The 26,456-nt window shown below is 55.3% G+C and carries 23 protein-coding genes; 6 read left to right on the top strand and 17 right to left on the bottom strand.

All coding sequences use genetic code 11. From position 1 onward, the window contains the following. Window position 1 precedes the first annotated feature (1 nt). From NUW46_RS19055 to NUW46_RS19000, 12 genes are all read right to left on the bottom strand, one after another. Window positions 2-820, bottom strand: coding sequence for a hypothetical protein (locus tag NUW46_RS19055; RefSeq protein ID WP_418140961.1), 819 nt, complete (start codon window positions 818-820; stop codon window positions 2-4). Next, window positions 820-1,281 (bottom strand): YcfL family protein, encoded by a 462-nt coding sequence (locus NUW46_RS19050; protein ID WP_069182304.1) that lies wholly within the window; start codon window positions 1,279-1,281, stop codon window positions 820-822. Before NUW46_RS19050 ends, NUW46_RS19055 begins: the two co-directional genes overlap by 1 nt. Continuing rightward, window positions 1,278-2,522: a hypothetical protein gene (locus tag NUW46_RS19045; protein ID WP_418140960.1), complete on the bottom strand. Its 1,245-nt coding sequence runs from the start codon at window positions 2,520-2,522 to the stop codon at window positions 1,278-1,280. The genes NUW46_RS19050 and NUW46_RS19045 overlap by 4 nt, the downstream gene beginning before the upstream one ends. After that, on the bottom strand, window positions 2,506-3,147 hold the full coding sequence (locus NUW46_RS19040) for a penicillin-binding protein activator LpoB (RefSeq protein WP_069182302.1): 642 nt from the start codon (window positions 3,145-3,147) through the stop codon (window positions 2,506-2,508). Before NUW46_RS19040 ends, NUW46_RS19045 begins: the two co-directional genes overlap by 17 nt. 17 nt (window positions 3,148-3,164) lie before the next feature. Continuing rightward, on the bottom strand, window positions 3,165-4,670 hold the full coding sequence (locus NUW46_RS19035) for a carboxyl-terminal protease-like protein (RefSeq protein WP_418140959.1): 1,506 nt from the start codon (window positions 4,668-4,670) through the stop codon (window positions 3,165-3,167). A gap of 277 nt (window positions 4,671-4,947) precedes the next feature. Beyond that, window positions 4,948-5,148 carry a hypothetical protein gene (locus NUW46_RS19030; protein WP_069182301.1) on the bottom strand — a complete coding sequence of 67 codons (201 nt, stop codon included), beginning with the start codon at window positions 5,146-5,148 and terminating at the stop codon, window positions 4,948-4,950. A 61-nt stretch (window positions 5,149-5,209) separates the two neighbouring features. Then, entirely contained in the window at window positions 5,210-7,195 is a 1,986-nt protein-coding gene (locus NUW46_RS19025) for a ribonuclease R family protein (RefSeq protein WP_418140958.1), read from the bottom strand. Between the two features lie 73 nt (window positions 7,196-7,268). After that, complete coding sequence (locus tag NUW46_RS19020; RefSeq protein ID WP_418140957.1) at window positions 7,269-8,987, bottom strand: diguanylate cyclase; 1,719 nt, start codon at window positions 8,985-8,987, stop codon at window positions 7,269-7,271. Between the two features lie 155 nt (window positions 8,988-9,142). Then, the gene (locus NUW46_RS19015) at window positions 9,143-9,592 is read right to left on the bottom strand and encodes a DUF411 domain-containing protein (RefSeq protein ID WP_209399475.1); all 450 of its coding nucleotides are present in this window, start codon (window positions 9,590-9,592) and stop codon (window positions 9,143-9,145) included. Between the two features lie 126 nt (window positions 9,593-9,718). Further along, window positions 9,719-12,340 carry a heavy metal translocating P-type ATPase gene (locus tag NUW46_RS19010; protein WP_418140956.1) on the bottom strand — a complete coding sequence of 874 codons (2,622 nt, stop codon included), beginning with the start codon at window positions 12,338-12,340 and terminating at the stop codon, window positions 9,719-9,721. A gap of 6 nt (window positions 12,341-12,346) precedes the next feature. After that, window positions 12,347-12,790, bottom strand: coding sequence for a MerR family transcriptional regulator (locus NUW46_RS19005; protein ID WP_418140955.1), 444 nt, complete (start codon window positions 12,788-12,790; stop codon window positions 12,347-12,349). A 390-nt stretch (window positions 12,791-13,180) separates the two neighbouring features. Next, window positions 13,181-14,179: a GntR family transcriptional regulator gene (locus tag NUW46_RS19000; protein WP_418140954.1), complete on the bottom strand. Its 999-nt coding sequence runs from the start codon at window positions 14,177-14,179 to the stop codon at window positions 13,181-13,183. A 159-nt stretch (window positions 14,180-14,338) separates the two neighbouring features. Here NUW46_RS19000 and NUW46_RS18995 point away from each other — a divergent pair, with 159 nt between their 5' ends. From NUW46_RS18995 to NUW46_RS18975, 5 genes are read left to right on the top strand one after another with little or no spacing between them, the layout of a single operon-like run. After that, window positions 14,339-15,751 (top strand): amidase family protein, encoded by a 1,413-nt coding sequence (locus tag NUW46_RS18995; RefSeq protein WP_418140953.1) that lies wholly within the window; start codon window positions 14,339-14,341, stop codon window positions 15,749-15,751. A 10-nt stretch (window positions 15,752-15,761) separates the two neighbouring features. Continuing rightward, window positions 15,762-16,628, top strand: coding sequence for a polysaccharide deacetylase family protein (locus tag NUW46_RS18990; RefSeq protein WP_014578696.1), 867 nt, complete (start codon window positions 15,762-15,764; stop codon window positions 16,626-16,628). 13 nt (window positions 16,629-16,641) lie between these two features. Continuing rightward, complete coding sequence (locus NUW46_RS18985; RefSeq protein ID WP_305966300.1) at window positions 16,642-17,814, top strand: ABC transporter substrate-binding protein; 1,173 nt, start codon at window positions 16,642-16,644, stop codon at window positions 17,812-17,814. A gap of 28 nt (window positions 17,815-17,842) precedes the next feature. Continuing rightward, on the top strand, window positions 17,843-19,144 hold the full coding sequence (codB, locus tag NUW46_RS18980) for a cytosine permease (RefSeq protein WP_305966301.1): 1,302 nt from the start codon (window positions 17,843-17,845) through the stop codon (window positions 19,142-19,144). 8 nt (window positions 19,145-19,152) lie between these two features. Then, a complete protein-coding gene (locus NUW46_RS18975; RefSeq protein ID WP_418140952.1) occupies window positions 19,153-19,842 on the top strand; it encodes a DUF1989 domain-containing protein in 690 nt (229 codons plus the stop codon). A gap of 387 nt (window positions 19,843-20,229) precedes the next feature. Here the strand turns inward: NUW46_RS18975 and NUW46_RS18970 are convergent, their stop codons facing one another. After that, entirely contained in the window at window positions 20,230-20,766 is a 537-nt protein-coding gene (locus tag NUW46_RS18970) for an RNA polymerase sigma factor (RefSeq protein WP_418142063.1), read from the bottom strand. Window positions 20,767-21,525: 759 nt separating this feature from the next. Between NUW46_RS18970 and NUW46_RS18965 the strand changes: the two genes are divergently transcribed. After that, window positions 21,526-22,104, top strand: coding sequence for a hypothetical protein (locus NUW46_RS18965; RefSeq protein ID WP_305966303.1), 579 nt, complete (start codon window positions 21,526-21,528; stop codon window positions 22,102-22,104). A gap of 123 nt (window positions 22,105-22,227) precedes the next feature. Here NUW46_RS18965 and NUW46_RS18960 read toward each other — a convergent pair whose 3' ends face one another. The 4 genes from NUW46_RS18960 to NUW46_RS18945 form a co-directional block, all read right to left on the bottom strand. Beyond that, window positions 22,228-22,356, bottom strand: a complete 129-nt coding sequence (locus tag NUW46_RS18960; protein ID WP_370385333.1) for a hypothetical protein — start codon at window positions 22,354-22,356, stop codon at window positions 22,228-22,230. Between the two features lie 76 nt (window positions 22,357-22,432). Beyond that, window positions 22,433-22,744, bottom strand: a complete 312-nt coding sequence (locus NUW46_RS18955; protein ID WP_069182295.1) for a hypothetical protein — start codon at window positions 22,742-22,744, stop codon at window positions 22,433-22,435. A 50-nt stretch (window positions 22,745-22,794) separates the two neighbouring features. Next, complete coding sequence (locus NUW46_RS18950; RefSeq protein WP_418140951.1) at window positions 22,795-25,062, bottom strand: putative bifunctional diguanylate cyclase/phosphodiesterase; 2,268 nt, start codon at window positions 25,060-25,062, stop codon at window positions 22,795-22,797. A gap of 55 nt (window positions 25,063-25,117) precedes the next feature. Continuing rightward, on the bottom strand, window positions 25,118-26,434 hold the full coding sequence (locus NUW46_RS18945) for an HD-GYP domain-containing protein (RefSeq protein WP_418140950.1): 1,317 nt from the start codon (window positions 26,432-26,434) through the stop codon (window positions 25,118-25,120). Between the last annotated feature and the right edge of the window lie 22 nt (window positions 26,435-26,456).

The raw sequence follows: 26,456 nt of genomic DNA, 5'->3' as shown, positions 1-26,456 counted from the left end.
ATCAGGAGGACAGTTTGGCCAGTGTCTGCAGTGCCAGCTCACGGCCAATTTCATCCAGGGTCACGGTCTGCTCGACTTTCTGGAATCCGCGGTCTGTGGCTTTCCAACGGTTGCTTCCGGCTTTTTCGGGCGGAACGCCATTGGAGCTCAACATCACGCGAATGCTGCCGTTGCGAACGTCCAGAACCTCCACCTGGAATTGGTCGCTGGTTACTTCGCGAAACACCAGCAACATATCCGCATGTTCGCCCAGTGCGCGCATTTCCAGCCGGCGCTGATCTGGAGAGAGGCGAGAGAACTCCCCGGTTTCCAGCGCATTATCGGTAATGCGCATGATGGCAGCCCGATCCACGACCGTGACGCCGGCCTCAACCATCTGGCTGACCAGGCCACTCTGCAGTTCAAACGCCGGCCCTGCCGGGCCTTTCTGGCGATTTGAACGGTATTCCCCCTGGGCCGCTGCCTGGCCCTGTGCCTGAAGATTGACGTTGCCGTCAGGCACCTCCCCGTTCAGGGAGCCCCGTGTTGATACTACACCCCGGGTATTGCTGCTCCAGTCGCTGACCTGGTCATCGAAGGCGCGATTCCAGAACACGGCCATGCGCGGAGGCTGGTCGCCGAAGGCACCTTTGAAGCGCGCGATAATCACATCTGCGCTCTCTGTGCGCTGGGCTGCCGCTCGATCCTCTTTCAGATCTTCATCGGTCAACGGCTTCTGGGCCGGCGCCATCATCGGCGCTGCTTCATGGGACTGGCCGGCGGCCAGGGCAAAACCTGGCGCCAGCAAAGGCACGCAGAGTGCCAGGGCAAATCGCTTCATCAGTTGAGCTCCCGGACTTCCACGCGATACTGCAGAGGTTGCGTGGTGGTAGACAGTTCACGATAGGTAGCGATGCTGTTGGCCGGGATGGTCGAGCGCTGCCAGGTCGGTTTCACATCGGTGGGTACGCCGTCCTGATCGAAGAACTGGGTGCGGGCTTCGATCCGGTAATCGTAATCCGTGTGGTTGCGAAGGACCACGTAGACCTCGGTGGTTCCCGTTGCCGTCGGCCGCTGGCCGTGCTGGACCAGTGACAGTCGATAGCGTTCGCCGTCCTCCAGTTGCCCAAAACCGCGGGTGTAGGTGCGCTTCAGGTTGTAGTCGGTGAATGCCACGGAGTTCATGGTGATGGGCGCGGTGCGCTCAATCAGGTCCGTGCTGCTGGCGGATTTAGCGGCACAGCCAGACAGCAGACCCAGACAGATCGCCGCTGTGGCCATGGATTTAATCAGTGTTTTCATTGGGTTCCTCCGGAATCCGGACGGCGGGACGTGGCAAAGGCCAGGCCGGCCCCGCGACCATCAAATTTGAATTCGGTAGTGTCGGCAAGGCCTGGCACAGGCTGACCGTTTTTATCCAGGAAGCGGACAGTGACCGGATCGCCCTCGGCGGCCGTCACGGGCAACAGATGTATGGTGTCGGGCAGGCCCTCCCAGTACCGGATATCTGCCCGGGTGTTGGCGGACGCTGACATACCTTCCGCCGCAACGCTGATCAGACTGATGGCAGCGTATCCGGCGCCGACGGCACCGCCGGCCGCACTACTGAAGCCGGCCAGCATGCTGTCCTGGCTGATACTGCTGAGGGTTGAACCGACGGCCCGGGTATTTTCCTTGAACTGGATCTGGCCCTCTACAATCCGATCGATAGCCCGGCCCCCACGAGTGGAGGCCTGGAAGAAGATATCTTCCATGGGGTACAGCGCGGACCATTCTTCACCGTTGCGGACTTCGGCAGCCACATCCTGGAAGTTCTTGCCACGCCGATAGACCAGCTGATAGTGCCCGACACCGTCACCCAGCTTCCTGGGGGACTTGCCGGTTTCCACGATCAAAAGCGCGTTGTCGTCGGCTTCCGGGATGGGGGCGTCCGGCCGATAGAGTTTCAGCTCTTCGAAATGCTCCCGTGCGAGCTGGTCACTGCCCATCTGCATGGCGGACCAGCCAGCCAAGTACAGCAGCAGTGCGAAGTCAGTACTGTTCTGCTCCTCCTCGGCAAACGCGTCTTGCAGCAATCCAGCCAGGAAGCTGGCTCGTGCGTTGCCGTAGTCGCCTTCTTCCAGGTAAATCAGGCCCAGATACAGGTAGACCATGGCGCGCTCATAGGGCTCGCCCTTGAAGTCCTTTTCGGCTTCTTCGTACCAGATGCTTCGCGCCTTTCGCGCGGCGTCACTGTCAGCATAAACATTCTCGATCTCCAGGCGTGCCTGGGTCAGCGTGTTCTTTGCTTCCTGTCGATAGCCGGCACGGTATGCCTTGACCCCGATCTCCATCAGGTTCAGGACCTTGTTCCGTTGGCCTTCCTCGAAGAGGTTCTGGAAGTCGGCCTGAAGAACCGCGGGCTTGCTCTCTATCAGCGATTGTTCGGCCGGTGCCAGTGCTGCCCGGTCATAGACTTTCGGGCCGCTGGCGCAGCCGGCCAGTGTGCCGGCAATCGCTGTCGCCAGCACCGGCTTTAGCCAGGTTTTATCGGTAAACCACATTGTCACGGGCCGCCTTTCTCATTTCATAGAGTCCGCTCCAGACGATGGTGCCCAGCTCAAGATCGACCATCTCGAAGGTGACCTGGCTGTACCGGGACTGGGTTCCGGTGTTTCGATCGATGGCATCCAGTGACGAGATGCGGCCTCCAAGGCGGAAATCAGCACCTGCCTGGGCCGCGGTCTGACGAATGGTGCCGCCATCCACCGCGCCATCCCGCTTGAGATCCCGCTCTTTCTGGACCATGTCGGAGAAGTGACGACCCACGAAGATCATCCGACCGTTGGCGGCGCGATTCAGTTCGATGCGCAGGCGATCAGTCAGCATGTTGGTGTTGATCACGGAGGTGCTTTCGTTCTTGATGTATTCGTTATCGATAATGATCCGGGGTGGTGTTGAGCGACCGGTGAGCATCGGGTTGGCCAGCATGTCGCGCATCATCTGGTCGGTCATCGCGACCACGTCCTGGCTTTCGATACCGACGCCGCCCACGCTGCCTGTGGTGGATACGTCCTCGTAGACGCTGGGCTTGCCCTGTACGTTTTCGATCTTGCTGGCACAGCCGGAAAGGACCAGGGAAGTCAGGACCAGAGCGCAGGCCGGTTTAAAGGTGTTTTTGCTGAACATGTATATCTCCAATTAGGTCAGTAGGCACGCGCGAGGGCTTCTGCCAATTCCGGGTAGATCTGTCGGGAGGCTTCCATGGCATCGGCAAAGTTGCCGGTGTGGCCGTATTTTGCTTTCAGGTAGCGAGCCATGGAATGAATGTCATCAAAGCTGCGGTCTGAGGAGGCGCGAATGGCTTCCCAGCCGCCTGAGGCGCTGATCGCCGTTTCCCGGCCAACAGACTTGCCGATTTCAGCCCCCACGGCACCGCCGAGGAAGCCACCAACGAACGGTATTTGCTCCAGGGCCTTCTCTCCTGCATAGGCGCCTGCCGCGGCTCCGAGTCCCGTGCCAACCGTCGCGCCAATGTTGGCATTGATGGCGGAGTTTACCCACTCAGCCAGAACATCATCACTGGTATAGGGGCTCATGTATTTGCCGAGATTGTCCTGGCGCACCAGCTGTTCAAGCAGTTCTTCTTCGGTGGGAATCCGGATGTTGCCATCCTTGTCGCGAAGTTTGCCGGTTTTCGCGGCGGCCAACAGCTGGGCGGAGGGGGCTTCATTGGTCATGCGATCGACGAGTCCGTCGGGCAGGCCAGCTTCTTTCAGCAACTCCCGATGCGCCCGGGTCATGCCGGTGTAATAACCGGACTGAATGTCACCAGTCTGTTCCGGATAGGCATTAAGCATGCGTACCAGAAGTTGATCGGCATCGACACCGTTGGCGAGTTGTGTCTTCAAATCAATGCCGCGCAGACCCTCCGGACCAATCAACCAGGCCTGGTAGCGGGCAGGCAGCAGCTCGACGTAGCCCGGTACCTGGCTGTTGGCTGCGTGGTAGGAAAGCGTGTCGGTTTCAGGGGCCAGTTCAATCAACCTGAGGACAGCCGAGGGGCGATAGACTGAATTGGCTCCTCCCGCCTTCAGATAGGCGGCAATGTCGGCGGCAGTTTGCGGGTTTGCCTGCTCAAAGTCCCTGCGTTGCTGATCGATTGTTGCCAGGACGCTGTCCTTGTGGTGATCGGTGATGAAGTCTCGTGCCACCGCCTGCTCGGCCGCTTCATCATTCAGTGACCCCATGAACATCATGGGCGTCGGGAAATACAGGGACAGGTAGGAGTCAATGGAATAGGTAACGCGGCTTTCCAGCAAGGTCTCACCTTGCCAGCTCAGTGCGTAGACATCCTCGTACTGCACCTCATCGTAGTAGGGAATCAGTGACAGGGTGACCATGTAGCCGAGGAAGCTGGCGCCATTGAAGCCCGTCGATCCCTTGGTTTCTGTGGTCCGGCTGACGACTACCTGGGGAGCTGTGGGGGATTCCGGAACAAGCCAGTCAGGACGCTCATCGCCAACAATGGTGAAAGGGACTGTCCCTGTATCGTAGGAGCCTGTGCTGTTGGCGCTCACACTGCTCCGGTCAAACTGGTACACCTGACATCCTGCCAGCAAAAAGACCGTGGCAAGGCTGACAAGCGCTTTCCCGACGGCGGAGGCCGCTATGGCTTTTTTCAGTAAGGTTTGAAAACGACTGAACTTCATTTTGATACCCAAATTCCACTGGTTGTAATGAGTCCGGTACAGCGACACTCCGGAATTCGGGTAAATGTATAAACAATTTTTAATGACCCCGTCTTGCCTCAGGCGCACCATCATGAGGCATGGGCCACTGTGGCATGGTTCGGGCAGGAAGGTGTTTTTTCTAACTAAATGAAATGTATAAGATTCTTGGGGACTTTCCGGAAATATAGAGAAATGAAAAACAATGCAAAAATTTGTTAACCACGCCAGAAACAGGCGTTGCTGAGGCGTTTATCGTTCACTGATCATCGTCTTCAACCTCATCCGGATGCTCCCGCTTGTAGCGTTCCCACTCTTCCCAGTCATGAGGCGTTCCCGCATGGGGCCGGCGGAGGTGTTTGGCGTGCTCCATGGCGTTGTGGCGGAGGCTGTGGTCCCGTTCTTCCTCCTCCTTGTCGAAACCGTACTTTCTGAGAAATTCGTCAGGGCTGATGGGCATGGCGCACCTCCATCAAAGGAACATGTCCTGAATGATACGATGCGCCCGCCAGCGTGGTTTTTCAACCGTCTTTGGAACTGGCTCCGGTGGCTATCTCCTGCGCTTCCACCAGCTTGAAATTAATCTGCCTGCGTTCTTCGTCTACCCCGGCAAAGCTAACCGTCACCGGCTGCTCCAGCTGGAAGATGCGCCCGTTCTTGTTATGGATCAGGCGCAGGGTGACAGGGTCAAAGCTGTATTTGCCATCCAGGTCCTTGCAGCTGACAAACCCCTCCAGCCCGTTGGTGTCCAACCGCACAAAGAAGCCGGCGGGTACCGTGCGGCTGATCACCCCGGTCATGGGTTCTTCGCTCAGTGTCTTGGCAAAGTCGCTCTTGAGCCAGGCCTCCAGGCTGTTTGCCGCCTGGCGGGCGCGGATCTGGGCGGCTTGCAGGGCTTCAAGCTGATCCTCGGTCAAGGGTTTCATGGGAGTATCCCACAGCGCCGACTTGATCAGCCGGTGCACGTAAAAGTCCGAGAACTTTCGCAGCGGCGAGGTAAACGTGGTGTAGGCATCCAGGCCCATTCCCTGGTGCGGAGCCGGCTTGAAGCTCAGCTCGGCCCGGGCGAGCTGGCGGGACAGTATGGCCTTGACCGGCACCTCGGCCTCCAAGGCGTCGGTTTCTTTCATCAGTTTGCGGAAGCCCTCGGCCTGATGCGCATCAACCCCGGCCAGATGTGGGGCGTGGCTGTCAAGCAGCGCACGGATGTTCTCGGCGCGATCATCCCGAAGCCCGGGGTGCTGGATAAACAAGCCCGCTGTCTGGTTGGCAAGAAAATCCGCGGCGCAGCGGTTGGCAGCAACCATACACTCTTCCACCAGGCGGTGGGCTTCGTTCTGAATAGACGGCTCGATCAGCCGGATACGCTTGTTTTCATCCAGGCGGAGCCGGAATTCCGGCCGGTCGCCGCTCAGCAACGCATGCTCGCTGCGCCATTTCCTGAGCGCTGTCGCTGCCTGGTGCAACTGATCCAGGCTGTTGGCAACGGCGTCCGGGAGCGCCTTGATCTCATCGTCTTCCCGGCCTTCAATCAGGTTGGAGACCAACTCGTAGCTGAGCTTGCCCTTGGACCGGATAACCGCCTGGTGAAAGCTGTAATCGCCCAGGCTGCCATCGTTGTTGACCTGCAGATCACACACCAGAGCCAGGCGTTTCATATCCGGCATCAATGAGCACAGTCGGGTGCTGATGCTGTCCGGCAGCATTGGCAGGGGCTCGCCCGGAAAGTAAATGGCGGTGGCGCGGTTGAACGCTTCCTGCTCCGCGGGGCTGTCGGTCTCGATCACAGCGGTCGGGTCGGCAATGGCAATCGACAGGGTCCAGCCGGTGGCGTTGGGTTCGGCCAGCAGGGCATCGTCCATGTCCTGGGTGCCCGGACTGTCGATGGTCACGTAGGGGCGATCCGTGCGATCTTCCCGCCCGGCTTCCCGGGATTCAATGTCGCTGTCACTGAGGCTGTCGGCTTGCGCGCGCACCGCGTCGGGCCAGGTGTCCGCCAGATCAAACGTCGCCAGGGTAAAGGAGCGTTCGATACCGGGTTCCCCGGCCTTGCCGATCACCCGCAGGACCCTGGCCTGGCCTTTGCCGTCCTTGATCGGATGCCGGTGAATCTGGCAGTAAATGTAATCGTCCTGCTGGGCGTTCATCCGTTCCTTGGGGGGAATGAAGATCCAGCGGTTGATACCCGGCGTCTCGGGTACCACGAAATGCCCTTTGCCCTTGATCAGATAGCGCCCGACAAACGTGTTCAGGCGGGTTTCCAGCAATTCGTCCACCACGCCCTGGGTTTTGCCTTTCTCAACTTCCTGCTCGGTGACATTCACCCGGTCCCCGGGCAGCACTTTCTGCATTTCCTCAGGTGGCAGAAAGACGTCCCGGCCCTCGTCGAGCGCAACGAATCCGAAGCGGCCATTGGTGGCTTTGACCGTCCCGGGAAACACCACCTTATTGTCCTTGATATCCGATTTCAGCTGGCGCAACTGGCTGAGGGCGTCGGCATTGAGCATGAAGTAACCTGGCTGGTAGAAAAATGAATGATGGGGCGGAGTATAACGGTTATGGCGGTATGAGTCAGACCTGTTACGCCGGGTTAATCTCCGGGTCTTCCGAGACGGTGATACAGACCCGATTGCGCCCCTCATGCTTGGCCTGATAGAGGGCCCGATCCGCGTGACGAAGAATGGTGTCACTGTTATCGCCGGGCAGGGCGAAGTAACCACCAACACTCACAGTGACGGCAGTCCCGGTTTTGCGGCTTTCCTGTTCCACGGATTCGCGGATACGACGGGCGATACGGCCCAGGGTCTCCGGGTCGCAGGGTGAGAGCAGAACAACGAATTCGTCGCCGCCCCAGCGTCCGGGATGATCGTAGGGGCGAACGCCGGCTTTCAGCCACAGGGCAACCCGGCACAGGATCTGATCACCGGCCTGGTGGCCAAGGTTGTCGTTGATGCTCTTGAAATGGTCAATGTCGAGCCAGATCACGCCAAAGCCGGACTCCTGGCGGCGGGCCCGCTGGATTTCCTCATCCAGCACCTCGTCCAGGCCCCGACGGTTTTTCAGACCGGTGAGGGGATCAATCCGGGCCAGTCGATTCAACTCATCGGTTCGCTGCGCAACTTTTTCCTCAAGCTCCCGGGTGGAGTGGCCCAGGCTCTGGGTCATTTTCTCGAAGTGATCGGCCAGCCAGCCGATCTCATTATCCGGCTTATCCAGCCGTGGCAGATCAAAGCTGCCTTCCCGGACTTTTTCCACAGCGTGCTCCAGACTCATGATGGGCTTGAGAATCCGGGTCTGGATAATCAGGTGGAACAGTACCAGGGTGATCAGCAAGGTGCCCAGGAACACGGCTACCAGCGGCCACAGATAGCTGGTTGGCAGGAGGGTGTTGAGGTCGAGCAGGGTGATCTCAAACCAGCCAATGGCCGGGAGGAAGGCAACGCCGGCCAGATGCTTTCGGCCATCCACGGTCACAAAGCCGCTTTCCACCTGGCCTGCCTGGTCGCCCCGCTTCTTGAGCAACTGCAGCATACCGAGAATCTGCTGCTTGTCCTGGGGATCATCGAACAGCAGATCGACGGTGTTCTTCTGGCCTTCGGGTTTGATGATACTGGCGAAGTCGATGTAGTTCCGGTCGCGGTACAGCTGGATGGCGCCGTTGTAATCTACGAACAGGGTCGTGATGCCATCCTGACCGATGTCGACAATATCCTGCAGGAAAGCGTCCAGGCTAAGGCCTGTGCCGACCATGCCGACGATCTGGCCAGCCTCATCGCGCATCAGCACATCGATCCAGAGTTTGGTGACACCCAGCTCCGTATCCGGGTTTACGTTGAGGTGAAAGTCGCGACCTTCCTCAATGAGTTGGAAGAACCAGGCGTCATCGGGTTTTTCTTCATCGAGAACATACCGGAACTGGTTGCCAGCGTATTCGTTCTCTTCGTTGTTGTAGTAATAGTGACCATTCTGGACGAGGGCAACGAAGTAATTGTTGTCCCTGAAATTGGAGCGAAAGCTTTCCATCTGGCGGATGGCTTCCGCTTGGAGCGCGGCGTCACCCGGATTGGCGGCCCAGTTGATCAGGGCGGACGAGCTTGCCATTTGTTTGGCCAAGCCGATTTCCCGCTCCAGGGATTGCAGCAGGCGGGCGCTGTCGTAGCGCACCTGTATTTCCGCGACCTGTTGGCCCCAGCGTTCGATGATGCTCTCGGACAGCTCCCGATAGGCCAGCCACGAAGCCGCAGAAGCCACGATGATGAGAGTGGCAGCCAGACCAAGGATGCGGGTTTTAAGACTCAACGAGTATCCCTCTCGGATTTTCCGGGTTTCTGGGCGCCAATGATAGAACACTGGTTAACCAGAGTGTAGGAAAAACAGACAGGGATAGGTGTAAACCGGAAGGAAAAAGCGGTAGCAAGGGCCGGTAAATGCCGGCCCTTGTCTGGTGATTCCCGTTAATTGTGCTGGGAAAAGATTCGGGTCTGTCCCGCTTCGTTGAACAGGATGACCTTGTAATGATCTTTCCGGTCGCCCATCTCCATGCCGGGTGACCCTATGGGCATCCCGGGTACGCTCAGGCCGGTGGCCCGGGGTGCTTCGCTGATCAGGCGTTTGATGTCATCGGCCGGTACGTGGCCTTCAATGACGTAATCGCCGACAAACGCGGTATGGCAACTGCCAAGACCGGCAAGCAGACCTGCGTCGGCTTTGATCCTGCCCATATCGTTGGTGTTGGTCGCCTCCACCTCGAAGCCATTGTCTTCCAGGTGATCAATCCAGTCTTCACAGCAGCCGCACGTGGGAGATTTGTAGACGTGGATACTCTGGGCAGCGCCGGCCGCCACCGTGGTGGTGCTGAATCCCAGGGCAGCCATCAGGCCAAAAGCCAGGGTGTGTTTTTTCATGGCAAGTACCTCAGTGGTGATGTTGATGTTCACTTGAGCCTGTGTCGTCAGAACCGGAAAGCCAGAACCACCAGACGATGGCTGTCATCAGGGCAAGACCTCCGACGTTGACCAGTAGTGTTTCCATCAGTTCCGCTCCTGTTGCTGTTTTGGATCACTGTCGCTGTCGCTCCGTTCCGGGCGGTGACTGGTCCGGAACAATCTCAGGCGGTTGGCGTTCGAGACTACGGTGACCGAAGACAGGGACATGGCAGCGCCGGCCAGTATCGGGCTCATCAGTATTCCCCAGACAGGGTAGAGCAGGCCGGCGGCAACCGGAATACCCATTGTGTTGTATACGAATGCGCCGAACAGATTCTGGTGAATGTTCTTCACAGTGGCGCGGGAAATCTCGATGGCATCGGGAACGCCGTGGAGCGAACCTCGCATCAGAGTGATACCGGCGCTCTCAATGGCGACATCCGTGCCGGTGCCGATGGCAAAGCCGACGTCTGCCGCCGCCAGGGCCGGCGCATCATTGATGCCGTCGCCGACCATAGCGACTGTGTGGCCCTTGCCGCGCATTTCACTGACCACCTCGGCCTTGTCTTCAGGCAGAACTTCCGCGCGATAGTCATCGATGCCGGCCTTTTTCGCGATGGCTTTGGCGGTGGCGTCGACATCGCCGGTCACCATCATCACCCTGATGCCGGCGTCGTGAAGACGCTGGATGGCCGCCTTGGAGTCCGGTTTGATGGCATCGGCCACTCCAATGACGCCCAGAGCCTCATTGCCCAATGCCAGGAACAGGGGCGTGCCGGCTTCTTCGGTAATCGACCGGGCAGCACCTGCAAGGTCGGCAAGTTCCACACCCTCGCTTTCCAGCCACCGCCGGTTGCCCAGGCGCAGTGGCTTGCTTTCGAATTCGCCTTGTACGCCCTTGCCGTTCAGGGCTTTAAAATCGGTTACCTTCTCGGGATCAGCCTGCTTCTCTTTGGCCTTCGCCAGGATGGCTTCGGCCAGAGGGTGTTCTGAGTGCTGTTCCAGCCCGGCCGCCAGGGTCAGCAGGCGCTTCTCGTCACCGTCGCTGGCGTGAAGCCGCGTAACCGCCGGATGGCCCTCGGTAATGGTGCCGGTTTTATCCAGTATGACCAGATCCAGCTTGCCCGCGGTTTGCAGGGCATCACCCTGGCGGATCAGCGCGCCGTATTCAGCGGCCTTGCCAACGCCGACCATCACCGACATGGGCGTCGCCAGGCCCAGAGCGCAGGGGCAGGCAATGATCAGCACCGTGGTGGCGGCCACCATCATATGAACCACCGCCGGTTCCGGCCCGACGTTGTACCAGACCAGCGCCGCCACGACGGCAATCAGCATGACCGTAGGCACGAACACTGAGGAAATCTTGTCCGCAAGACGTCCAATGGCAGGCTTCGAACCCTGGGCTTTTTTCACCAGCTTGATGATCTGGGCCAATGCGGTTTCACTGCCCACCCGAGTGGCCTCATAGACGATGGAACCGTGGGTGTTCAGCGTGCCGGCGGACACTTCATCGCCTTCCGACTTGCTGACCGGCATCGGCTCGCCAGTGAGCATGCTCTCGTCAATGCGGGTCGAGCCTTCGGCGATCAGGCCATCCACCGGCAGTTTTTCCCCGGGCCGAACCCGGATACGATCGCCCTTGCGGACCTCCTCGACCGGAATGTCCTGCTCTTCCCCGTTGCGAATCACCCGGGCGGTTTTCGCCCGCAGGTCCAGGAGCCGGCGCACCGCCTCCGAGGTTTTGCCTTTGGCCCGAAGCTCCAGCGCCTGACCCAGATTGATCAGACCGATGATCATGGCCGAGGCCTCGAAGTACACATGACGGGCCATCTCCGGCAACGCGCCCGGAACACTGGCCACCACGATGGAATAGAGCCAGGCGGTTCCGGTACCCAGGGCAATCAGGGTATCCATATTGGCGTTGTGGTGCCGGAACGCCTTCCACGCGCCGGTATAGAAATGCCCGCCGGTGGCGGCCATGACGATCAATGTCAGCACACCCAGACCGAGCCAGGTACCCTGATTGGCGTCGGTAACCATCATGGTGCCGAAGCCCATACCCCAGACCATTAGCCCAAGCCCCAGGCCCAGACTGACCGCCATCTTCACCAGCAGTGACCTGTATTGCTTGCGGTCTTCCTCCTGCTTCCGGTCGTCGGCTTCGTCCTCGTCTTCGATGACGCTGGCGCCATAGCCGGCACTTTCCACTGCTTGCACCAGTGCCTCAGGGTCGGCATCACCTGTGGCCGTGGCGGTATTGTCTGCCAGGTTCATATGGGCATGGTGAATACCCGAGACGGACATCAGGGCTTTTTCAATCGTGTTGACGCAGGAGGCACAAGTGGCACCGGTCACCGACAGATGAACCTGCCCGTCGGCCGCTGTTGCCGATTCAGGGCTCGACTGAACCGATTCTTCGGTCACTGCATGGTCTTCGGAATCGTCGCCGGCAAGGTTCTCGCTCTTGTTCCCGGAAGCACAGCAGCTGGCTGGCTGGGCATCCTCCTCGAAAGGCTCGGCAGGATAGCCGGTCTCGGTAACAATACGCGCCGCCTCAGCGGCATCCACTCCCTCCGGCAAGGCCACCGTCTGGTTTTCCAGATCCACTTCAACCAGCTCGGTATCGCCGGTCAACGGCTCGAGCGCATTGCGAATCTTCTTGGCGCAGCCCTGGCAGGAAGCCCCGGAAATGCTCAGCGTGGTTTGCAAAACAGGTGTGTCAGTCATCCAGAATCACTCCTCGTTCTGTTCGCTTGCCCCGCGACAGGGCGCCGGATCATCCCAGTGTTCGATCAACCGGCAAATGGTATGGCCATCGGGCGTGCCATCCGGCATGTCCTGCCAGGCCGCCAGCGCAGCGGTCATCCGATTGCGCAACTGCTGCAGCTCCCGAATCTCCCGCTCAACTTCCGCCAACCGGTGCTGGAATACATCACGAACCATCGGACAGGGCGAATGATGATCGTCGGCCTGATCCAGAATCTGTCGAATCTCCGGCAAGGAAAATCCCAGCTGCCGTGCTTTCCGGGCAAATCGAAGCCGCCGAAGGTCCTCGGTATCGTATTGCTGGTAGTTGTTGTCCGGGTTACGGGTTGGCTGAAGGAGTTTCTCCCGGGTGTAAAAACGCACCGTATCCGGATTTACCCCAGCGGCTTGTGCAATTTCTTTGACTTTCATTTGCCTCAACTCCCCAATAGGAGATTGTCAGGAAATATCGCTGAAGTTGGCGGAGTGTTTGTGCGGGGCGGGCTTCCGAAAATGCGCTGAGCCATGGATGGCTCAGCGCAAGCGTACATGGATGTACTCGCAGCGGTTTTCGGAAGCCCGCCCCGCACAGACACGGCGAACTCCAAAACATAAGATAGAGACTAAAACCTGTGAGCAACTCACAGGTCAAAGGTTTTTTAGGGCAACTTGAGGATGAGGTATTTGGTACGCAGTTGGTGTGCAATCTGAGACGGCTCTAGCCAGCTGGGTGCGGAGTTTTAGAATGTAGCTGTTCTGCTGGGAGGTATGGGCTTGGCACAGTGTCAGCCTTTTGCTGGGCGGAAGTTCGCCCGGCTCTTTTTAGGAAATTTTTACCAGGTAGTTTGGCAAAGAAGGCTCTGGGATAACGGATAGGGACTTCATCCTTTCCAAAGTCCTGGTTTCTGCGTTGAGCAAGTGATCGTGAAGATGCTCAGATGCTTCAGAGTGCTTCCCGGCGATCAGCGACTCAATGATATCAAGGTGCTCGCGAAGGCCAGGTTTTTCAACTGACGCCCTTACTGCGTCGCTAAAAACCAGCCCGACAACCAGAGGCGTTAAGCTCTGGTTGATAAATTTGGCGATCTTTCTATTCGGGTTGAACGAGTGGCATAGCTGATGGAGGTCAGCTTCAATCGTCTCCAAAAGACTCGGATTCTTGTCCTCGGGGGTTTGCGAAAGTGCTTCCTGGAGGCGAAGTTTCATCTGCTCAAGGAGTTCCACTGGAATTAATGGTCCGCAGGTTTCAAGGGAGTAAGGCTCTAAAAGCCTTCTTGTTTCAAAATCCTGCTTTACATCCCGAGCCGTGAGCGGCCCTGTAATCCAGTGCCCGGTACTGTCTTTCCCAACAAGCCCTTCGTCCATCAATTTGCCGAGAATTTCTCTGGAGATCGTCCTGCTGACTCCAAAATGCTGAGAATGTTTTTCAGAGCGGATCCTGAATTGGCCAAACGTCATAGCGATTGAGGTGGATCTTTTAGTCGCTCTGTAAACCTCGTCAATAATATTAGATTCCGAGGGGGCGCTACTCTGGACTTTGTCGTCCAAACCCAGCGTCTCTGGGCGAATATCCTCTCTCAGGATGATGTCAGAGTTGTCGGTTTTGTAGCCTCTGCCTTCGAACTTAAACAGCTTGCCTTCTTCATGGAGCTCGGCCAGGGCACGCCTTACCGGCGCTCGACTTGTGTTGAAGATCTCAGCGATTGGTCTCTCGAGAATAACCTGTCCTTCCGGAAAAGCGCCCCTTTCAAGCGCCGCCTTCAGTGCGTCCTTGATGACCTCAAAATTCGGTTTTTTCCCACTAGCCCTTTGTTTTGCCAATGCCTTTTTCCTCCCGAAACGCTTGTCGGAGCATAGCGACTTTGCACTGTAATGCAAATTGGACCTAACAGAGCGTTGCTAATCACAAATAGGTATTGTATCCAATAGTCATTTTCAGATATCTTTCAAAAATAGAACAATACCTGGAAGGCAATTGTGATGAGAATTAGCGAAATTCTTCGTGAGGGGGCCCTAAGAAGTCGAATTGAGGCTTTTAGCTTTGGGATGAGGTCTGGGCGGTTAAGTCCGGTCGATGTTCTGAGGGATACTCGATTCAAACAATGGTATTCGAAGAACCAAGGAATACTGGTGACGCCTCTGGGAGAAGCCCCTTTCGAACAGGCTCGCTCCAGTGAAAAAAGGTACCTGAATGATGAGCAATTTGGATTGCTCGACGGCATTCCTTTCGGAGTAAAAGATCTCATCGACGTTGAAGGGTGCACTACCTCTCGCGGTTCTCTCGTATACAGAAATGCGCCACCTGCGAAGAGAAGTGCTGAGGCCGTCGAGAGACTTGGTTTTCAGGGAATGGTTTTCGGCGGGAAGACGAATCTGTCCGAACTGGCATTTTCGGGAGTTGGGACAAACGACTTATTTGGCACTCCCATTAATCCAAGGGCAACTACCGGGAAATACATCACGGGTGGTTCGTCTTCGGGAAGTGCCGCAGGTGTCGCCTCAGGACTCTGGCCCGTTTCACTGGGTACTGATACCTCGGGATCGTCCCGGATCCCGGCTGCATTTTGTGGCGTCGTCGGATTCAAGCCATCTTTCGATAGGTATCCCCTAAGGGGAGTGGCCCCTTTGGCCCCCTCCCTGGATCATTTGGGCATCAATTCTCTTACAGTACAGGACTGCATCATTCTGGATCAGGCCCTGAGAGGTCTGGCCCCCATACCGAAAGTTCGAATGCTCTCCGAGCAAACCGAGTTTCTGGTGCCACGGAATAAATCGATCCAGCCACGTGATCCGCACATCAAAGACAATTTCGATAAAACCCTGGATCTGTTGTCCAACCTTGGGTTCGAGATTCACGAAGTTGATTTTTCACCCTACGCCGAAGTTGACCGACTCTTCGATATACATGGAAGCCTGGTCGCCCATGAGGCGGCCCAACAGTATGAAGCATTATTTGAGAATGGACTGACTTCGTACCTCGACCCAAAGATTTCGCAGAGGTTGAGAGAGGGAGCGTTACTCAACCCCAAGAGCTATGCACTTCTACAGAAGATTAGAAGGAACATGCGGGCCGAGCTGACTTCCAGTCTTGGTAACAAGATCCTTCTCCAGCCGACAGTAAGAATTCTACCGCCTGCTATTGAATCGGTCCTACAGAGCGCCGACGAGTTCAAGGCGCTCAATAAACTCATCCTTGGCAACACGATGTACGCGAATTACCTCGGGATGCCAGCGATAGCCATTCCGAATGGTCACGCCCCCAATGGGTTTTCGACGTCTATCCAGTTGTCTGCAGCGTCCGGCAAAGACGATTTTCTTCTCAGGACTGCGCTCTTCCTGGAAGCAGCGCTATCAAAACAAAACATTTACACACCAGACACAGTGTCTCATTGAGGTGATCCCGATGAAAAAAATAATGGTTGCTTATGGAGTAGATCTTGATGCCGTAGCCGGTTGGCTTGGCTCCTATGGAGGCGAAGATTCACCCAGCGATATCTCCAGAGGCGTCTTCGCGGGTGAAGTTGGCACTCCGCGACTGATTGATCTGTTCGATCGATTCGGGATTAAAGCCTCCTGGTTTGTACCTGGTCACTCGATTGAAAGCTTTCCGAATCAGTTTATGGAGATCGTAGAGGCAGGGCACGAGGTTGGGTTGCACGGCTACAGTCACGAAAACCCGATTTCAATGACATACGAGCAAGAGCGTGATGTCTTGGATAAATCCATCGAATTGGTGGAGCGCTTCAGCGGTCAGCGACCTGTTGGGTACGTCGCACCATGGTGGGAATTCAGCAAAAACACCGCCGATCTTTTGCTTTCACGCGGCATCAAGTATGACCACAGCCTGATGCACCACGACTTCCAGCCCTATTACCTGAGAAAGAACGATCGTTGGACGAAGATCGACTATTCCAAAGACGCTGCGGAGTGGATGAAACCCATTGAAAGAGGGCAGGTGACTGATCTCCTCGAGATCCCCGCAAATTGGTACCTGGACGATGAAGTCCCGATGATGTTTGTGAAAAACCAGGCTAATAGCCATGGGTTTGTCACGCCTCGGCAAATTGAAGAGTTATGGAAGGACCAATTTGATTGGGTTTATCGAGAATACGATTTTGCGGTTTTTCCAATGACGATTCATCCAGATGTTTCGGGAAGGCCTCAAGTCCTTCTTATGCACGAAAGGTTAATTGATTACATGTTAAGCCACGAGGGTGTGGAGTTCTGTACTTTTAAAGAAATTATGGAACAAGCACCGTCCTATATGTGAAATGGAGTATGTGATGAAGACTATAAAAAATAGCAGCACAGAAGAATTAACAGTCTTGGGAACATCAGTTACGCATTTGGAAGTAATAAAGAAAAAGGCTGAGTCAGATCTTGGATTTCCAATTAAGTATATCACCTTGGACGGTACTGAGGCGCAGCGGGTTGCTGCGCTAAGTCCCCACAAGTTTGATGTATACGATCAGTGGTTTCACGACCTGGATTTGATTTGGCCGACTAAAAGCTTACAAACGATAGACATCAACAGGATTGCCCATTGGAATGAAATATCTGAGTCCCTTAATAGTTTAAGAGTTTCCTGCGATTCCAAAGGAACTCCCGGAGGGAATCCATTTTCAAGACTTTTTATCGATTCAGCGGACCGTTTAACTGGAGATTGCACGGGCAATTTGAGTATGTTGCCAACGGTCTACAACGCCGACACCTTTGCCATGGTTGGTAAAGCAACGGAATCCGCCAATAGTTGGGCAGCTTTATTTGATCCCGAATTCTCCGGCCAAGTGAGCATCCAGAACGATGCGGCAATCGGTGTCATCGATTGTTATCTCGCCTACCAATCGTACTCCGGGAAAAGTTTTAAGGATCCGGGAAACTTTGAAATTCCTGAAATAGACGAATTGATCGATTTTCTTTTGGGGTTAAAAAAGAAAAAGCATTTTGCACAGTTCTGGAAAGAAGAATCTGAAGTGGCTAATGCAATCAATGCTAAACGAGTTCAAATATCAAGTATGTGGTGGCAAGGCTTCGTTTATCTTCGCCGCCTCGGAATAAACATCAATATGTGTACACCAAAAGAAGGATATCGCGGCTGGTTTGGCGGGCTCTCAATATCCAGTGAAGCGCAGGGTAAAAAGCTTGATATGGCATATCGCTACTTGAATTGGTGGCTTGACGGATTTGCCGGCGCTTCGATGACCAGAAACGGTGCATATGTCGCAAACCCGAAAAGCACCAAGAAGTTTCTGGAGAAGGATGAATGGAATTATTGGTACGAAGGTCGTGAGACCCAAAAATCTCTCAAAGATCCGTTTGGCAACAAAATCATTGACCCAGGGGAGGTGCACGAAGGCGGAAACTATCTCGAGCGCAGATCAAATATAGCAATTTGGAATTCGGTGATGGACGAACACAACTATCTCTCAAGACGATGGTTGGACGTTCAAGAATGAAGTTTGATCAAACTACAAGGATAAGGCTATGAACAGTCAAACCAACAAAGACGAGCTGGAGAGTCATGGCGACTACGCATTAACAGCGGTCCCTCTTAATGCAAGAAGGGGCTTTATTTCTATGACAGCGGTAATGCTGGGATTCACATTCTTTGCGTCGAGCATGTGGACCGGCGGCACGTTAGGCCAGAACTTCAGTCTTTGGCCCGATCTTTTGCTGGTTATTCTTGGTGGCAACCTGCTACTTGGGATATACGGCTCACTCCTGGCTTACGCTGCATCTAAGACCAACCTCTCAACGCATGTTTTATTGTGGCATTCCTTCGGCGTTAAAGGGTCGAAGCTGCCCTCTTTCATGTTGGCCATAACGCAAATCGGATGGTTCGGTGTGGGGATAGCGATGTTGTCCGCCCCGATTACCAAGTATGTGGGCATTCCTTATGTTCCTCTGCTTTTGGTGGGCGGTCTGGCAATGACCTATACCGTAGCGGTAGGTTTCAAGGCCATAGAATTGCTCAGCATGATTGCGGTTCCTGCCATACTTATCCTCGGCTTTACTTCTGTCTTCAAGGCCATCTTTGACGCGCCCGAAGGCATCGATACGATCCTTTTCTCAGAGCCGAGTGGGTCTATGACGATTGCTGTCGGGATGTCACTCGCGGTTGGTTCATTCATCAGTGGGGCGACGCTTACTCCGGACTTTGTGCGCTTCTCAAAGAATAAGCGAATCGGTGTTTTTTCTACTGCAATCGGGTTCGTTTTCGGTAACAGCCTGATGTTCATTTTTGGCGCTGTCGGCGCAATCGCCACCGGGGTTTCGGACATTGCAGAGGTTCTGGCTCTTCAAGGCCTGTTGGGCGCTGGGATTATTTTGCTGGTTCTCAATATCTGGACAACCAACGACAACGCGCTTTACGCGTCGGGTCTTGGGTTGGTGAATATTACCGGCCTGAAGCGATCCCACCTGGTATGGGCTGCTGGCATTTTCGGTACAGTCGCATCGGATTTTCTATACAACAACTTCATAGGATGGCTCAGTTTCCTGAGCGTGTCGCTGCCACCGATCGGTGGGATCATCATTGCCGATTTCTTCTTCCGTGCCAGAACAAAGTACCCAGCCGTTGAGAGCTTTAAACCACAAACATTCAACGGCGTCGCGATTGTCGCCTGGTTAATTGCAATTGCCGTCTCGGTGGCGTCGCCAGACACGGGTGTTTTCAGTGTCGCACCTTTGAATGCCATCGTTGCAACCATCGTTAGCTACGCAGTTCTGACCGCCGCCCTAGAGAAGGTAGCGAGAAGGGCCATTCCGAAATCAGCAGAGGCGTAAAGATCATCATGAACGAGAACTTTCGCAGTTTTGCTCCAGGGATACCCGAAGGCAGTAACGATTCTCTGACTAGCGCAATTGCCTCGGATGGCACCCCCAGTCCGGGACAATGGTACAGGGTTCCGGCTCGTTGCGGTGTGGCCGTGCGCCTGAAAAAAGGCAACACGCTCGAGTTAAGGAATGACAGTGGGAGCCAGGTCTGTGATTTCTGGGCGTTTAAGGAAGATAACCTTCACGAATCGCTGTCTATGGAGCATTGCAGGACTCATCTGGGAAGGAACTCGATCAAGGAACAGGACGAATTAGTCACGAACTGGCGGCGTCCCGTTTTGAAGGTGCTTTGTGACACGTCTCCGGGTGTGCATGACATGCTCATTGCTTCCTGCGATCTCAATCGGTACATGGGGCTGGGAGTCGATGGTTACCACGATAACTGTACTGATAACCTGAGGATGGCACTCGCAGCAATCGGTGAGACTGCCACGCATCTCCCATCGCCTCTGAACTTATGGATGAACGTCGGGCTCGGTAAGAATGGTGCCATTGAGTTTCTTCCACCGATTTCAAAGGCAGGCGATGTGATTGAGTTTGAGGCCTTAGACGATCTGATCGTTGCGATGTCTGCTTGCCCTCAGGACATAACACCGGTTAACGGTGACGATAGAGAAATCTATGACCTCAATTTCAGGGTTCGTTGAGGTCCGTTGAGGGTTGGATGGTAGAGACTGCAAACATGGAGGGTTTGTCGCCTCTACCGATCACTCAGATTTTGAATTGCTCCAATAGCTCCTGAATGCTGTCGGCAGATTCGGCACTTCTGCTGACCAATTGGCGAGCCTCATCTGCCACAACCAAAAGCGGGATGTATTCGCGAAATCATTTTGGGGTTTTTGCGACAAACGTATGCGCTTTAAGAATTCGGAAAACAGCTGGCGCAACACTGACGTTGCTTTGAAGGAAAGACCTTGGTGCTCAGTGGGAGTATTGCGGGGTGCTCCACCAAGTGACGATTTAGTCACTCAGGTGGAATAGTAGAGAGTAGTGGGGGGAGAGTCGCGTGTTCACTCCAGCAAAGACTGACCTTGCTAATTGATGCTGATGCTACTGCTTAAATCCGCCCTGGCTCTATGCAGAATAACTCTCAAATTTCCGTGCGAGATCGAAAATATCTTGGAGATTTGATTTCCGTCCATTGAGGAAGTGCCTGTAAGGTACAAAGCATTCGCTTGAATACGGCTCATATTCTTTAGCTGCACGTCTACAAGGCTTCGGACTCTTGCAACATGAGTTGCCATCTCTGGTTCACTCAGTGGCAATGATTGGTCAGGTGCCAAACCCAGATTATGCTCGTTACTCCATTCACCCGGGTCTGGTGTTAGTTGGACCTCATGTTTATTTCTTCGCAGCGCATTGAATGCCACGTTTAAGGTAATTCGACACAGCCACGTTTGAAGCGTCGACCGACCTTCAAATCCTGTAATCCTCTGGAGTGCCGCCAACCAGGCTTCATGGGCGACATCTTCGGCAAGGTTCCGATCAACCAGCCTTCTTGCCATGCGAACCATTGAGGGTTGGTAGCGTTTGTACGCCTCCGCAAAAGCCTCTGGTCTGCCCTCTTTCATTTCTTCCACAAGATCAGTTTCCGACTTCGGTACTGGAGAAGCAGTTTTGGGTCGTGATGAATTTGACGAAATCATTCTCGAACCTCGATAGATGCAATGGCTTGAATGTGTTCTGCTCCGCTCGACCTTGTTGATAAACCTCTGCCACGGGACTGCCAGTGAAACGAGGGACACAAACGCCCGACGTGTTAATATTCTGGTTTAAATGGGTACTGAATGCAATAGTCAAATAACTGAGTTTGACTGCGTTTATTGATATTGGTCGATTGGCGGGCTAAAGCACAGTTATCGCATTGGATGAACAGGGGCGGGGGCGCAAGCTATAAGCTGATGCCAATGTGTTGAAACAGCGATGAATTTCTCCGCAGCCACGGACTGATAAGGCGTTTGAACTGCTCGCTTTTGCTCAAGACCGTGGGCTCGACCTGATCACAAACTCCCTTCCTGATTATGAGGGAGCCTTAAACGAGGCTCTTGCCAGACACGGTGCAGAAAAGCTCTTACTGCGTGATTAAGTAAACCCCGCGAAATTCTCTGCGCATGCACATCGGCCTATGGCTACTCATGTCGCAATGCATCTTCTATCTGCACGCTGAAAATCGAATTAATTGTTAGTTTTGCAATCAGTTTAAATTCAATGGCGATTCTACCGTGCGGTATTGCCTCAGGTGACGATTTTAATGCAGGCGACGACTGCTGTGATTCAGTGGGAAAGCGGCATTGATATTGCTACCCCGAGTAATGGGAGGGGCAATAGACATGATATCGAACAGTACAGGTTATTTTTCTGCGCTAAACCAGACTGGTTTTACGGAAAATAGTAGAAAACTTGCCGCAACAGGCGGCAATGATTTGCCAAAAGAAGAGCCTCCTGAGGCCACCGTGCAAATCAGCAAGGAGGCTAAATCTCTTACCTTGGGTGAGCCAATTAATGGCGGGTTAGTAAGCGTTACTGGCGAGATTGGGACCTACACGCTGGGTAGAATGGCTCTTGGCATAAACACGATGCAAGAATGGTCGTCAAAGGGCCTTTTGATTTCAGATGAAAGTGTAGTCGCAGCCGGAAAGGCGTTCCAAGAAGCTTTTTCGAAAGCTGCTGAAGAAAGCGGTACGTCATTCGCAGGCAGTAGCGTCACATTGAACAAGCATCAAATCATGATCAACTCTCAAAAAGTGCCGGACTGGTTTCATAGAGAATATCGAGATATGACTTCTTCTATGGAAAATGAGGAAATTAAACGTGCTTTCGAGAGTGGTGAGCTTTTCTTTACATCACCGCCTCCGGTACCAAGAGCGAATGCGCTAGCTAGTTACGCTGCTGTCGCAAAAAGTATTTAACTGGGATGTGGACTTCCAAAGATCAAGAGAACTCGTATCGTAGACTCCTGTGCAACGGGCCTGAGATTCTAAAGTGAGACTAGAGCGGAGAGTTATTTCCCGTAATTCAAAGCGTTGTTCCTATTATTGCCGGGCCCCACACTCATCGTTTTTTTGTACCAGAGATTTGGCCGTTGGACGGATGAGAAACCCTTGGAATGGGTTTGGAGCGAATCCGGAGTCGTAAATGACCAGGTACGAGAACACGTCCATATTGGTCAATGATCTACATCGCCTTGGTTGTGGTTCGCTCTCTCGATTTCAGCGAAACGGCAAAGGTTTTCAGCTATCAATCCCGCGAACGCAAAAACGTCCCGCAGGTCTTGCACTGATCCGGCGCCATCAGCTTCGCCTGCCAGCCAATTTTCTGGCCGCAGGCCGGACAGGCCAGCTTCAGCTGCAGAACAATGATCGGCGTGATCAGGGCAGCGATCAGAACGCCCAGAGGGCCCCAGCTTTCACCACTGGACAACCCCAATTGACTGCTGAACACCAGAATGATGGTCAGCGCCACAAACGCAAAAATGAAATAGTTCCGGTTCCAGCGTTCCCACTGGCGGATCTTCTCGTCCTGTTCCGGAGTCAGGTATTGGGCAGCCATAGAATTTCACCAGAATGATTTACCCGTATCTTGGGGACGGGCCGCAGCAATTACAATCCGGAATCGGCCGTAATATCTGCCACCAGAACGCCTGACGCCAGCGCCTTTTCAAGGTCTGAAACCGGAATCGGTCGGCTGATCAGGTAACCCTGGGCAAAGTTACAACGGTAGCTCTTGAGGAAATTCAGCTGCTCCTCGGTTTCAACCCCCTCGGCCACCACCTCAATACCCAGGTTATGAGCCAGGTTGATGACTGCCCTGGTGATCACTGCGTCGTCATGGCGCTCCGTGACTTCCGTGATAAACGACCGGTCGATTTTCAGCAGATCGACCGGGAAATCCCTCAGGTAACCCAGGGACGAATAGCCCACACCGAAGTCATCGATAGCCAGGTGCACTCCCAACTGGTGCAGACGGGACAGCTGATTCAGGTTGTGCTCGATATTCTGGATGAAAATCTCCTCGGTAAGCTCAACCTCCAGACGATCCGCCGGCACATTCTCCGCCGCCAGGGCTTCCCGAATGTGGTCGACCAGATCTTCGTCGTCCAGCTCCCGGCCGGAAAGATTGACCGCAATGCGCAAGTTCTCCTGAGGCGTGCCTCTCCACGCTGCCAGCTGCCGACATGCCGCGAGGACCACCCAGCGGCCAATATCGGTGATTCGCCCACTCTCCTCCGCCAGCGGGATGAATTCCACCGGCGGCAGAAGCCCGCGGCGGGGATGGCGCCAGCGGATGAGCGCTTCGACACTCTGGATTTCACCGGTGTCCAGGTTCAGTTGAGGCTGGTAGAAGAGCACGAATTCATTGTTGGCCAGGGCCTGGCTCAGATCCTTGTCCAGCTCAAGGCGCATGACCTCACGCTCCTGCATGCCCTCGGTATAGAACTGGTAGGTATTTCGGCCCTGTTCCTTGGCGCGGTAGAGGGCTATGTCTGCATTTCGCAACAGTGTATCCGCGTCCAGGCCGCTTTGTGGGTAGACCGCAATACCCATGGTGGCGGTGATGCTGTGGGACTGGCCCTGAACCTCGAAGGGCTGATCAAAGCACTGTTTGATCTGACCCAGCAAGTGGATGATGTCATCAATGTCGTCCACCTGTTGCTGACAGAACATGAACTCATCGCCCCCGGAGTAGGCCACCAGCAGGCGTTCGTTGCTGAGACGGTTCAGGCGCTCGGACACTTTGATGAGCAGTTCATCCCCGAACTGGTGGCCGAGGGAGTCGTTGAGCGTCTGGAAACGGTCCAGATCCAGCATCACCAAGGCAACCTGGCGCATCTGGCGGTCGGCAATGTTCAGGGTGTGGGACAGGTCCTCCATAAAGAACCGACGGTTGGCCAGCCCGGTGAGAGTATCGGTGGATTCCAGCCTGGCCAGATCCTTCTGAATGGCCGTGCGCTGCTCGATTTCCTGGTCCAGCTCCCGGCGGGTCTTCAACAGGGCCCGGTTGCGTTTCAGGATGAGTTGCACCAGCAGTGTGGTCAGGCTGGTCAGCAGGCCCATTAAGAGAAATGTGGTAAAGGTCAGCGCTGGCCAGTGGCTGTACTGGCTTTCCACCCATTCGGTGGACGGGCGCAGGGTCAGGGTCCAGTCCAGTGTTGGCAGATCAACCGCCTGTTCTCGAGAGAAATTGCCACTGACCGGCTGCGAGGCGTTCAGCTCATAGGTCACTTGTCCGGCTTCGCGGATTTCGATCTGGAAAGACTCCAGCACCCGTTCGGTGAGAAGCTGGCGGGCCAGTACTTCCATTCGGAATACCCCGGCTATAAAACCGTTGTTTTCCGGGCCGGCACCCACCGGCGCATAAATGACCATGCCCTTGCCGCCCTGGCGCAAATCGATCACACCGGAAAGATCCCAGGTGCCGGACTCCTTTGCCCGCTCCAGTGCCTGGCGGCGCTCCTTATTGAAGGCGACGTTGTAGCCAATGACCTCTTCGTTGTCGGTGACTGGCTCCAGCCAGCGAATGATGAAATCGGAGTCAATCCACTCGATGGCCTGGTAGACGCCGAAATCGTCTAGGTAGTTGCGGGCATCCCGTCGCCATTCCTGTTCGGTTTTGGAAGGGTCTGCCTCAAGGCGTTTGGCCATGCGCCGGATTGCTTCGGCGTGGATAAGGAATTCCCGCTCAAGGTGATTGGCCATGGCCCTGGCTTCGTTGGCAAGGTTTGCCTCAACCTGATTCCTGTCCTGTTGTACCAGGCCATAGCGCAGGCCGGCTGCGAGGCCGAGGAAAACCAGGAAAATCACCACCGGAAACGCCGGGCTCAATAGGCCCGAAACCACAGCTTTGGGGGGTGATGCAGGTTGATCCACAGGTTACTCCGTGAGTTTGAACGGTAATGCCAAACAATTGGCAACGCCTACGCAATTATGAGGCATATGTATCGGCTACCGCCATCAGTTGCTTGATCCGGCCCCGAAGTGACACTCCAAAGGCACCGTCCGGCAGTGGCCGGGCAATATCCGGTGTCGCCTCACCAGGCCCCGAATCGGAGGCTCCCAGATCCATGACCCGTGGCGTCACTGGACGTTTGTCACCGTCGAGCAAAATTTCCACCCTGGGTTTGAGCTTTCTTCCCGGGTGCGTCGCCACCACAATCGCGACTTCGCCCGTTGACAGTTCTACCAGACTGCCCGGCGGGTATACACCAATCATGCGTATAAATGCTTCGACCATGGTCGTGTCGAACTGCTGGCCCCGGTTTCTGAAAAGGATGCGGATGGCATCGGAAGCCGGCAGTCCGTCCCGGTAGCATCGGTCGCTGGTGATGGCATCGTAGGCGTCAACGATGGAAACCAGGCGAGCAAACCGGCTGATCTGCCATTCGGCCAGCTGTTCCGGATAGCCACGGCCATCCATGCGTTCATGGTGGTGTCGGGAAACATCACTGATGATCGGGTTCAGATGCGGATCGGCACTCAGCAGTTCATAACCCAGGGTTGTGTGCTGGCGCATGATGCCGTGTTCTTCCGGCGTCAACGCCCCGGGCTTGTTGAGAATCTCGTCCGGTACCTTGAGTTTGCCCAGATCGTGCAGCAGGCCACACATACCAACGGTTTCCAGATCCTCGTCAGGCATCCCCAGAAAGCGGGCAAAGGCGACACAGAAAATAGCCACCCTGAGGCAATGTTCGGCGGTGTAGGCGTCCCGGGATTTGATGCGGCTCATCCAGAACATGGCGCTGGCATTGGCCTTCACGCTGTCCACGCATTCGCGGATGATGGGGCGGGCGCTCTGCAGATTAAGGTCGTTGCCGGCCTCGATCTGTCGGGTGACCTCCTCAACAAAGGCCTGGGTCCGGCTCCAGGCTGCCTGAGCCCTGGGTAGTTCCTGCGGTAAGGAGCGGGTTTCCGGGAGCGGTTCGTTGGTGCGTCGCTTGAGTACGGAAATCTGATCGAGCACGGGATTCAGGCGCGTTTCCTCATCCTCCACCAGCACCCACTCACAGTACTGGCGCAGAATCTGCGCCTGGTTGTCATCTGTGAGGGTAAACCCCTGAAACAGGACCGGTACCTGGGTCCAGGGCCTGTCCAGGCTGACAATGCGCATTCCGGGCTGAAGAAGGTCTACAGGCAGTCTCACCCGCTGAAGGGTCGAGACAGGGGCGTCAGAATGGGTAGCGAGCGCCAATGGCGCCGATACCTGGGGCCGGTGCTGTTTGCTGGATTTACGTCGGAACCACATGGCTCTACCAGTCTTCTGTTTA

The organism is Marinobacter sp. MA (genome assembly GCF_048298425.1).
GTDB classification, from domain to species: domain Bacteria; phylum Pseudomonadota; class Gammaproteobacteria; order Pseudomonadales; family Oleiphilaceae; genus Marinobacter; species Marinobacter salsuginis.
Note: the sequence above shows the minus strand (reverse complement) of the source record. Positions and strands in the feature narration are given on the sequence as shown.